The sequence below is a fragment of the Streptomyces sp. NPDC017993 genome, assembly GCF_044328065.1.
In the GTDB taxonomy this organism is placed as follows: Bacteria; Actinomycetota; Actinomycetes; order Streptomycetales; family Streptomycetaceae; genus Streptomyces.
This window is the reverse complement of sequence record NZ_JBIRGO010000017.1, coordinates 185,813-196,368: the sequence shown is the minus strand read 5'-3', so window position 1 is coordinate 196,368 and position 10,556 is coordinate 185,813. Positions and strand designations below refer to the sequence as shown.

Annotated in this window: 9 protein-coding genes; 2 read left to right on the top strand and 7 right to left on the bottom strand. The window is 73.3% G+C overall.

Annotated features, from left to right (window positions below; genetic code table 11):
• Positions 1 to 172: 172 nt before the first annotated feature.
• Entirely contained in the window at positions 173 to 1,405 is a 1,233-nt protein-coding gene (locus tag ACH4FH_RS28580) for a cytochrome P450 (RefSeq protein WP_398558798.1), read from the bottom strand.
• Positions 1,406 to 1,851: 446 nt separating this feature from the next.
• Here ACH4FH_RS28580 and ACH4FH_RS28575 point away from each other — a divergent pair, with 446 nt between their 5' ends.
• Together ACH4FH_RS28575 and ACH4FH_RS28570 are read left to right on the top strand one after the other, a co-directional pair.
• Entirely contained in the window at positions 1,852 to 3,021 is a 1,170-nt protein-coding gene (locus ACH4FH_RS28575; protein WP_398558797.1) for a steroid 3-ketoacyl-CoA thiolase, read from the top strand.
• 178 nt (positions 3,022 to 3,199) lie between these two features.
• Positions 3,200 to 4,348 carry a serine hydrolase domain-containing protein gene (locus ACH4FH_RS28570; RefSeq protein ID WP_398558796.1) on the top strand — a complete coding sequence of 383 codons (1,149 nt, stop codon included), beginning with the start codon at positions 3,200 to 3,202 and terminating at the stop codon, positions 4,346 to 4,348.
• Between the two features lie 134 nt (positions 4,349 to 4,482).
• Here ACH4FH_RS28570 and ACH4FH_RS28565 read toward each other — a convergent pair whose 3' ends face one another.
• From ACH4FH_RS28565 to ACH4FH_RS28540, 6 genes are all read right to left on the bottom strand, one after another.
• Positions 4,483 to 5,226, bottom strand: coding sequence for an ECF transporter S component (locus ACH4FH_RS28565; protein ID WP_398558809.1), 744 nt, complete (start codon positions 5,224 to 5,226; stop codon positions 4,483 to 4,485).
• Complete coding sequence (locus ACH4FH_RS28560; RefSeq protein WP_398558795.1) at positions 5,226 to 5,465, bottom strand: hypothetical protein; 240 nt, start codon at positions 5,463 to 5,465, stop codon at positions 5,226 to 5,228. The genes ACH4FH_RS28565 and ACH4FH_RS28560 overlap by 1 nt, the downstream gene beginning before the upstream one ends.
• A 75-nt stretch (positions 5,466 to 5,540) precedes the next feature.
• Positions 5,541 to 7,157, bottom strand: coding sequence for an ABC transporter ATP-binding protein (locus ACH4FH_RS28555; protein WP_398558794.1), 1,617 nt, complete (start codon positions 7,155 to 7,157; stop codon positions 5,541 to 5,543).
• Complete coding sequence (locus tag ACH4FH_RS28550) at positions 7,154 to 8,473, bottom strand: CbiQ family ECF transporter T component (RefSeq protein WP_398558793.1); 1,320 nt, start codon at positions 8,471 to 8,473, stop codon at positions 7,154 to 7,156. The genes ACH4FH_RS28555 and ACH4FH_RS28550 overlap by 4 nt, the downstream gene beginning before the upstream one ends.
• Positions 8,446 to 9,192, bottom strand: a complete 747-nt coding sequence (locus tag ACH4FH_RS28545) for an SCO2322 family protein (RefSeq protein WP_398558792.1) — start codon at positions 9,190 to 9,192, stop codon at positions 8,446 to 8,448. Before ACH4FH_RS28545 ends, ACH4FH_RS28550 begins: the two co-directional genes overlap by 28 nt.
• Positions 9,192 to 10,523, bottom strand: a complete 1,332-nt coding sequence (locus ACH4FH_RS28540) for a prenyltransferase/squalene oxidase repeat-containing protein (RefSeq protein WP_398558791.1) — start codon at positions 10,521 to 10,523, stop codon at positions 9,192 to 9,194. Before ACH4FH_RS28540 ends, ACH4FH_RS28545 begins: the two co-directional genes overlap by 1 nt.
• Positions 10,524 to 10,556 lie beyond the last annotated feature (33 nt).

Genomic DNA, 10,556 nt, shown 5'->3' with positions numbered 1-10,556 from the left:
GGTTTGGTTGCGTACGGGTTTTTTGGGGTGCGCGCTGGGTTGTTTTGGGGTTTTGTGGGGGGGGTGGGGGGGGGGGGGGGGGGGGGGGGGGTGGGGGGGGGGGGGGGGGCCCCGCGGGGGGGGGGGGGGGGGGCCCCCCCACTCCCGGGTAAGGCGGCCGCTCGCGCGCCGGTCATCCGTAGTGAACCTGCATCTCCTTGACGCCGTTGAGCCAGGCGGAGCGGAGCCGGCGCGGCTCGCCCGCCAGGGAGATGTCGGGCAGGGCGTCCGCGATGGCGCCGAAGATCAGGTTGATCTCCAGCACCGCGAGGGACTTGCCGAGGCAGAAGTGCGGCCCGCCGCCGCCGAAGCCGAGGTGTGGGTTGGGGTCGCGGGTGATGTCGAACCGCTCGGGGTGGTCGAAGACCTCGGGGTCGTGGTTGGCGGAGGAGTAGAAGATCCCGACGCGCTGCCCCTTCTTGATCTGCGCGCCGCCCAGTTCGGTGTCCTGGGTGGCGGTGCGCTGGAAGGAGACCACCGGCGTCGCCCAGCGCACGATCTCCTCCGCCGCGGTCGCGGGGCGCTCGCGCTTGTAGAGCTCCCACTGGTCGGGGTGGGTGAGGAAGGCGTGCATGCCGTGGGTGATCGCGTTGCGGGTCGTCTCGTTGCCGGCGACCGCCAGCAGCAGGACGAAGAAGCCGAATTCGTCGGAGCCGAGGTTCCCCTCGTCCTCCGCCGAGACCAGCCGGCTGACGATGTCCTTGGCGGGGCACTCCTTGCGCGCCGCCGCGAGGTTCATCGCGTACGAGATCAGTTCCATGGCCGCGTTGGTGCCGACCTCTTCGGTGATGGCCAGTTCGGGGTCGTCGTAGGCGATCATCTTGTTCGACCAGTCGAAGATCCGGGACCGGTCGTCCTGCGGGATGCCGATGAGTTCGGCGATGGCCTGGAGGGGGAGTTCGCAGGCGATGTCCGTGACGAAGTCCCCGGTGGCCTTCTGCCGCGCCTCGGCGACGATGCGCGCCGCGCGGTGGCGGAGGGCGTCCTCCAGGGCGCGGATCGAGCGCGGGGTGAAGCCGCGCTGGACGATCTGACGGACCCGGGTGTGCTCGGGCGGGTCCATGTTCAGCATGATCAGTTTCTGTACGTCAATCTGGTCGCGGGTCATGGACGCGTTGAACCGGATGATCGAGGTGTTGAGATGCGCGGAGAAGATCTCCGGTTTGGTGGAGACCTCCTTCACGTCCTCGTGGCGGGTGACGACCCAGTAGCCGTCGTCGTCGAAGCCGGCGATGCCGTGCGGCTGGTCGTTCCACCACACGGGCGCGGACTGCCGCAGCTGGGCGAACTCCGGCAGCGGTACGCGGTTCTGGTAGACGTCGGGGTCGGTGAAGTCGAATCCTTCGGGCAGGGCGGGGCATGGCATCGGCGACTCCTGATCCGGTCCGGGCCGGGACCGGCCCCGGTCCGTGTCCGATCCAGGTCCGATCCGGGTCTGACGGTTCTGGCAGCTGGGGCGGATCCGGCCCGTCCGCCGGCTCCTGGGGGCAGTTGAGCTGACGATCCATCAGTTATGGGTGGCGCTGAAGGTAGTAACGAGTTCTACAAGAGGCAAGGGTCGCGGCGGCACCTTCTTGCGGGCAAGGGGGCATCGGCGTCCGTGCGGGGAGTAGGGCTGACGGATCGAGCTGACGGATCGACAAGTATGCGTAGGAGTCGGCCATGCGGGGGTCGAGGGTCGGACAAGGGTGCTGCACACCCCTTGCGCCCACGAGTACGCCTCATAAGACTGTTCGCAGAACTAGAACGCGTACTAGTTCTTGTTCCGTGGGGCCGGGGCGCCCGCGGACGCGAGGAGAGGACGAGTCAGTCATGGCCGCGGAACCCGTCATCGTCGAAGCCGTACGCACCCCCATCGGCAAGCGCGGAGGCGCGCTCGCCAACCTCCACCCCGCCTACCTCCTGGGCGAGACGTACCGCGAACTCCTCGCCCGCACGGGCATCCAGCCGGACTGCGTCGAACAGGTCGTCGGCGGCACCGTCACCCACGCCGGGGAACAGTCGATGAACCCGGCACGCAACGCCTGGCTCGCCATGGGCCTGCCCTACGAGACCGCGGCGACCACCGTGGACTGCCAGTGCGGCTCCTCACAGCAGGCCAACCACATGGTGGCCAACATGATCGCGGCCGGCGTCATCGACGTCGGCATCGGCTGCGGCGTCGAGGCGATGTCCCGGGTGCCGCTGGGCAGCGGCTCCAAGCACGGACCCGGCAAGCCCTGGCCCGACGAGTGGAACGTCGATCTGCCCAACCAGTTCGAGGCGGCCGAACGCATCGCCCGCAAGCGGGAACTGAGCCGCCAGAACGTCGACTCCCTGGGGCTGATCTCGCAGGAGCGAGCGGCCGCAGCCTGGGCCGAGGAACGCTTCAAACGCGAGACGTTCGCGGTCCAGGTCCCCACCACGGAGGAGGAACAGGCCGCGGGCCAGGGCATGTGGCGACTGGTCGACCGGGACGAGGGCCTGCGGGACACCACCATGGAGGCGCTCGGCGGCCTCAAGCCCGTCATGCCGACCGCCGTCCACACCGCGGGCAACTCCTCGCAGATCTCCGACGGCGCCGCCGCGGTGATGTGGGCCTCCAAGCGCATGGCGCGCGCCCTCAAGCTCAAGCCGCGGGCCCGCATCGTCGCCCAGGCGCTGGTCGGCTCCGACCCCCACTTCCACCTGGACGGGCCGATCGACGCCACCCGCGCGGTGCTGGGCAAGGCCGGGATGTCCCTCAACGACATCGACCTGGTCGAGATCAACGAGGCGTTCGCGTCCGTGGTGCTGTCCTGGGCGCAGGTCTTCTCCCAGGACCTGGAGAAGGTGAACGTCAACGGCGGCGCCATCGCCCTCGGCCACCCCGTCGGAGCCACCGGCGCCCGCCTCATCGCCACGGCGCTCCACGAACTGGAACGCAGGGACAAGGAGTTCGCCCTGATCACCATGTGCGCGGGCGGCGCGCTGGCCACGGGGACGATCATTCAGCGGCTGTGAGGCGATTGCCCGGGACCGAACGGCTGCGGGGCGACGCGCGCCGAGCGGCTGCCGGGCCGGTGCGTGACGGCTGAGGACCGGTCCCGGTGCCGACGCGCCGAGGGGCTCGTACCGTACCGATGAGTCCGGGCCGCTCCGGCAGTCTGCCTCCTGACCGTACCCTCAGGAAGGCGGACCGATGACGCACCTGCGCGAGACCCTGGAGAGACACGTCCGCGACGGATCGGTGCCGGGCGCGGTGGCCCTGGTCGCCCGCGGTGGCCAGGTCGAGGTGCGGGCCGTCGGCTCTGTCGACGTCGACGGCAGCTCCCCGATGGCCAGGGACTCGATCTTCCGCGTCGCCTCGGTCACCAAGCCGGTGACCGCCGCTGCGGCCATGATGCTGGTCGAGGACGGCCGGATCGCGCTGGACGACCCCGTCGGGCCATGGCTGCCGGAGCTGGCGTCCCCCACTGTCGTCCGCTATCCGGCAGGCCCCGTCGACGACGTGGTGCCCGCCGAAAGGGCCATCACCGTCGCCGACCTCCTGACCTTCCGCGCCGGATACGGCTTCCCGCCCGACTTCTCGCTGCCCGCGGTCGGACTGCTGATCAGCGAGCTGAAACAGGGACCGCCGCAGCCGCAGAACATCGCGGCGCCGGACGCCTGGATGGCGGCGCTGTCCCGCATCCCCTTGCTGTACCAGCCTGGCCACGCCTGGCTCTACAACACCTGCTCCGACATCCTGGGCGTACTGATCGCCAGGGTCTCGGGCCGATCCCTCCCCGAGTTCTTCGCGGAGCGCCTGTTCGAGCCGCTCGGCATGGCCGACACCGGCTTCTCGGTGCCGGCCGCCGACCGCGACCGGTTCACCAGCTGCTACCGGCCCGACGCGGCGGGCGGTCTGGAGCCGGTCGACGCCCCCGACGGACAGTGGAGCAGCACCCCGGCCTTCCCTTCCGGTGCGGGCGGGCTGGTCTCGACCGTCGACGACCTGCACTCCTTCGCCCGGATGCTGCTCGCCGAGGGAACCACGGACGGCCGACGGCTGCTGTCGCCCACATCGGTGCGGCAGATGACCACCGACCAGCTCACACCGTCCCAGCGCGACGCCGGAGCGCTGTTCCTGGAGGGCCAGGGCTGGGGATACGGCGGCTCGGTCGATGTCGCACCCGTCGACCCGTGGAACGTGCCGGGCCGCTACGGCTGGGTCGGCGGCACCGGAACGGCGGCGCATCTCACCCCGTCCACGGGAGCGGTCACGATCCTGCTCACCCAATGCGAAATGACCAGCCCGAGTCCGCCCGCCGTGATGCGGGACTTCTGGCGGTGCGCGGCGGGGGCGTGAGGCCGGGGCGGGGACCCTGACGCGATCTACGGGTAGGGCCGGGGCAGTTGGGGGGAAACCCGGATATCGCGCCACGCGGGATGTCCGTACGGTCGCAGACAGGAGCCGGCCGAACGGGAGACGGCCGGGGCGGATCAGGGAGGGGGCGCCGGTGAGGCGAAGGAGACCGGGGTGTCGAAGGCGGCGCGGCGGGTGGCGCGGCGGAGGGCTCGCAGGACGGTGCTGCCGAGAGTGACGGTGAGGATGACGGTGACCAGGGCGCGGGGGACGTCCCAGCCGAGGGAGGTGGCCAGGCAGTAGGTGAGGTAGCGGGCGAGGTTCTCCTGCAGCGGGTCGCCGGGGACGAAGGACACCCCGGATGCCATTCCGGCGAGGTAGGGCCAGCCCTGGAGGTTCATGACCAGGCCGTAGAGCACGGCGGCGAGGGCGCCGTAGACGGCGAGGACGGCCAGTTCGCGGCGGCCGCGCAAGCGGTCGGGCCCCGGCAGCAGGCCCGCGCCCATGGAAACCCATCCCATGGTCAGCATCTGGAAGGGCATCCAGGGGCCGACGCCGCCGGTCAGCAGCGCGGACGCGAACATCGCCACGGACCCCAGGACGAAGCCGAACCCGGGGCCGAGCACCCGGCCCGCCAGCACCATCAGGAAGAACATCGGCTCGATGCCGGCGGTACCCGCGCCGAGGGGGCGCAGGGCGGCGCCCGCCGCGGCGAGGACGCCGAGCATCGCGATGGCCTTCGCGTCCAGGCCGGTGTCGGCGATGGTGGCCACGACGACGGCCAGCAGCAGCGGCAGCAGCGCGGCGAAGAGCCACGGCGCGTCCTTGGAATGAGCGAGTCCGGAAGCCGAGTCGGCGAGCAGGGGCCACCCGAAGGCCATCACGCCGCCGGCCGACACGAGAACCAGGGCGGCCACGGAGCGCGGGCCCAGGCGAACGGCACGCGCCTGTCGCCCGGGTGCGGTCGGCCGCCCCGCGCCCGGGCGGTGCGGGCGGTGCGGGCGGTGCGGGCGGAACGGGCGGCGACGCGGGCCGAGGTGACGCAGGCCGAGGTGACGCAGGCCGAGGTGATGCAGGCCGAAGCGACGTAGGCCGAGGCGACGCCGACGGTCCGGCTCATGCGACGGGGGTGGGGGAGGGGGGAGGGGGCCCCCGGGGGGCCCGTCGGGTTGGCCTGGGGTGGAGTGGGCGGCGTTCATGCGGTGGCCTCCAGGGCGTGCGCCACCTGGGGGACCGTCAGCCATGGCAGCGGCGCGAGGACCTTCGCGACCTGAGGGGCGAAGGAGGGCGACGCGAGCACGACCTCGTCGGTGGGGCCGTCGGCCACGATCTCGCCGTCGGCCAGGATGACGACGCGGTGGGCGAGTTCGGCGGCCAGTTCCACGTCGTGGGTGGCCAGAACGACGGCGTGCCCCTCGTCGGCCAGCGCGCGCAGCACCTCGATCAGACGGGCCTTGGCGGCGTAGTCGAGGCCGCGGGTGGGCTCGTCGAGCAGGAGCAGCGGCGGCCGGGCGGTCAGGACGACCGCCAGGGCCAGCGCGAGGCGTTGGCCCTCGGACAGATCGCGGGGGTGGACGGAGTCCGGTACGTCGGGCAGCAGGCGGGTGACGAGTTCCCGGCAGGTGCCTGCGGGCGCGCCCGCGTCGTCGTCGGCCGCCGCGCATTCGGCGGCGACGGTATCGGCGTACAGCAGGTCACGAGGTTCCTGGGGGACCAGGCCGACGTGGCGCAGGAGGGCGCGGGGGCGGGTGCGGTGCGGGGTGGCGTCGCCGACCCGGACCGTGCCGGAGGACGGCTCGTGCATGCCGACGAGGGTGGCGAGCAGGGTGGACTTGCCCGCACCGTTACGGCCCATCAACGCGAGGGTCTCGCCGGGGTGGACGGTGAGGTCCACCCCGTCCAGGACAGCAATTCGGCCTCGGTGGACGGTGAGCTCGGAGACGAGGGCGGCCGGTGTTCCGGTGTCTGCCGCCGCGTCCGCACCGGGCGGTGTCAGCTCCTGGAGGCGGTCGCGGAGAGGAGCGGCCCTGCGGCGCGCGTCGCGTACGGAGAGGGGGAGCGGCGACCACTGGGCGAGGCGGCCCAGGGCGACGACCGGGGGGTGGACCGGCGAGACGGCCATGATCTGCGCGGGGTCGCCGATGACCGGGGCAGCGCCTGGCGAGGGCAGCAGGATCACCTGGTCCGCGTACTGCACCACCCGCTCCAGGCGGTGTTCGGCCAGCAGCACCGTCGTCCCGAGGTCGTGCACGAGACGCTGGAGCACCGCCAGCACCTCCTCGGCGGCGGCCGGGTCCAGGGCGGAGGTCGGTTCGTCCAGGACGAGGACCTTGGGGTGGGTGGTCAGCACGGAGCCGATCGCCACCCGCTGCATCTGGCCACCGGAGAGCGTGGTGAGGGCACGGTCGCGCAGGTCGGCGAGGCCCAGCAGGTCGAGGGTCTCCTCCACGCGGCGGCGCATCACGTCCGGGGCGAGGCCGAGGGATTCCATGCCGTAGGCGAGTTCGTCCTCGACGGTGTCGGTGACGAAGTGCGCCCGCGGGTCCTGGCCCACGGTGCCGACCACATCGGCCAGTTCACGCGGCCGGTGGGTGCGGGTGTCGCGGCCGTCGACGGTGACCCGGCCGTGCAGGGTGCCCCCGGTGAAGTGCGGTACGAGCCCGCAGACGGCGTTCAGCAGAGTCGACTTGCCGACACCGGAGGGGCCGACGAGGAGACACAGCTCCCCTTCGGGGACGGTCAGGTCGACGTCCCGCACGGCGGGCTCGGTGGCGTCCCCGTAGGTGACCGACACCTGCTCGAACCGGATCACTGGGTGGACTCCCTCTGTGACGTGGGCGACTGCGGCGGCGTCGGCGAGATCGGTGACTGCGGCGCCTGCTGTGACTGCGGTGGCTCCGGTGACTTCGGAGACCGCGGCGACCGCAGAGACTTCTTCGACGTATCGGGGCCGTGACCGGGTGTGCGACCGGGGGTGCGACCGCCGTCGGGCCCGCCACTCGGCCCGGCACGTTCGGGCGAGGTGCGGGCCGGCAGGGGCGCGACGAACGCGGGCAGCAGGCCCACCAGTATGCCGAGGGCCGGCCAGAGCGGGAGGACGGGTGCGGTGAGGGGGACGACGGGCGGCTGGAGGGCGCCGGGCGCGACGGCGTCCGCCCAGATCATCAGGGCTGCCACGGCGATGCCGGAGCCGGCCACCAGCCAGGCGCGGGTGCCCCAGCGTTCCGGCCGGTAGCGGGTGCGTACGGAGCGGCGGCCGCCCAGCCACAACCCGCCGAGCGCGGCGGCGAGTCCGGCGAGCAGCAGGGGCAGCCCGTAGCCGGCGCCGGTCCCGGCCAGCAGCCCGTAGGTCCCGGCGCAGACGCCGAGCAGGCCGCCGAGGGTGAGGACCGAGGTGGTGTGCCGGACGGCGCGTGGCACCTGGGCGGCGCGGCCGTAGCCGCGGGCGTCCATCGCGGCGGCCAGCGCGACCGAGCGCTCCAGCGCCCCTTCCAGCACGGGCAGTCCGACCTGGAGGAGGGCCTTGAAGCCGCGGTCGGGACGGCCGCGCAGCCGACGGGCCGCGCGCAGTCGCTGCACGTCGGCCACCAGATTCGGCGCGAACGTCATCGCGACGACGACCGCGACGCCCGCCTCGTAGAGGGCCCCGGGCAGCGACTTCAGCATCCGGGCGGGGTTGGCGAGGGCGTTCGCGGCGCCGACGCAGATGAGGAGGGCGGCCAGCTTCAGGCCGTCGTAGAGGGCGAAGAGCATGCCCTCGGCGGTGACCCGGCCGCCGATCCGGACGCCCCGCGCCCAGTCGGGGAGCGGCACTTCGGGCAGCGTCACAAGAACGTGGGAACCGGGGATCGGCGAGCCCAGGACGAAGGCGAAGACCAGCCGGATGGCGATCACGAACAGGCCGAGCTTGGCGAACGCACCGTACGACCGGGCCCAGGGCGCGTCCGTACGGCGGGCCGCGACGACGTAGCCCGCCACCCCGACCAGCATGCCGAGCAGCAGCGGATTGGTGGTGCGGGAGGCCGCGGTCGCCAGGCCGAGCGCCCACAGCCACCACGCTCCGGCGTGCAGCGCGGTGGTACGGGTCGCGCGCGGGGCGCTCATCCGCGTCGGCGGCGTGCCTGCCATACGGCCGCCGCTCCCAGGGCGAAGACGGCCGCGCCGCCGCCGAGCAGTCCGGCGGACGGGCCGCCGTCCTCGCCGTGGTCCACCGTGCCGGAACCCCGCTCCGCCGACGGCGCGGAGGCGTCCGGCCCGGAGCCCGCGGCTGCCTCGTCCTTGCCGCCTGCCTCGTCCTCGGCCCCCGTGTCGCCTGATCCGCCGACCCGGTCCGCGCACCCCGACCGCGGGTAGTCGGCGATGGCGCACAACAGGGCGTGGGGGTCGTACCGCAGCGGCCGGGCGACCGCGGCCAGTACCTCACCCGCCGAGGCGTCCTCAGGGACAACGGCGCAGTGCGTCCGCGGCTTCGGCGGCCGCTCCCCGCCGGGCGCGTCCGACGCACTGCCGAAGTCGATGACGACGCCGACCCGCTTGCTGTTCTCCTTGGCGGGTGTGCCCTGGCAGATCGCGTCGAAGTCGGCGGCCGTGCGCGGGCCGGCGGCCGCGGCGGAGTCGGCGCTCACGGTGAACCGGAACCCCTCGACCGCACCGTCGGCCGGCCGCGCGGTGGCCGGCCCTTCGGTCGCGTACGCCCAGGAACCGGCGGCGCCACCGGAGCCGCCCGAGCCGCCCTTGCTGTTCCAGAAGGACCAGTAGCGGTACTCCTGCGCCTGGGCGGGCGCGGCGGCCAGGCCGCTGATCGTGCCGGCCAGCAGCAGGGCGCAGGCGATACGAGGGAAGCGCATCAGAGGGCGTTCTTCTTCTTGCGGCCGCTCAGCAGGAAGCCGATACCGGCGCCCACGGCGAGCCCGACGCCGACGACCCACCAGATGCCCATGCCGCTCCCGCTGTCCTCCGTGTCCTTCGCGTCGGCGCTCTTCCCCTGCTTCTGGCCGGCGGCCGGCGCGGGGCCGGTGGCGTTGAGAGCGGCGACCAGGTCGGTGCCGCCGAAGGCGCGCGGGTCGGTGCCCGTGGCGTGCGCGGCGAGCACCAGCTGGGCATACGCGGCCGGGCCGTTCTGCTTCGCCCAGTCCGCCGCGTGCTGTTCCAGCCACTTCAGCGGCTTCTGCGCGGCCGCGCCGTGCGCTCCCGCGGCCAGCGCGAGGACGGTGTCGGCGGTGTTGCCGACGTCCGGCTGGTCCTCCGCGCCGGGCATCGCGGACAGCAGGTGCTGCCCGTTCGCGTCGAGCTGCGCGACGAGGTAGGCGTCCGCGCCCCCGGCCGCCACCTTCCGGGCACCGGCGTCCGCGCTGCCCTTGCCCTTACCGTCGTCGCCCTGGCTGTCCGCACCGTCCTTGCAGGTCAGCGGGCGGACAGGGGTGACTGTGTCCTTGCCGGCCGGCGTGACGACGAAGCCCTCGCCGAGGGCGCCCAGCGCGGCGGCCGCGGTGGCGTCGGCGTTCGGGGCCAACGCGCCGTCCTTGGGCTGGAAGGCGAAGGCGCCGCGCTCCGCGGACTTCGCCCTGCAGCCCAGCTGGAAGGTCAGCAGCGCGTCGAAGGGCGACTTGCCGCCCTCTTCCGAGGTCACGGCGGCCGGCTTCTCGCCCGCCGCGACGAGTGCCCCGATGACCACGGAGGTGGAGTTGGCGTCGCTCGCCGAGCCCGCCATCGAACTCCATCCGCCGTCCTTGTTCTGCACGGACTTCAGCCAGCCCACGGCCTTCTTCACGGCGTCACCGTGTCCGCCGAGCGCGGCCAGTGCCTGCACCGCGGCGCCCGTCTGGTTGGTGTCCCGCATCGTCTTGGCGGCGCAGGGCTTCGCCGGGTCGGCCCGGAAGGCGGCGAACGAACCGTCGGCGCACTGCTGCCCGGTGAGCCAGTCGACCGCCGACGCCGCGGGCCGCAGGCCCACCGTGTCCTGCGCGAGCAGGGCGAGGGACTGCCGCCACACGCCGTCGTACTCAGGGGAGGTGGCGCCGTACAGGCCGGCGGGCAGCTTCGCGGGGGAGGGCGAGGGGGCCGCGGCCGGGGCGGCGGAGTCGGCGAACGCGGCCGGGGCGGCGGCCGCGCCCAGCACCGCCGCGGTGGCCAGCGCCGCGGCGGCGCGGCGTGCCAGGACGGCGAAGGAAGGAGCCATGGGGTCGGTGCCTCTCGGGGTCGGTTCGCAGCG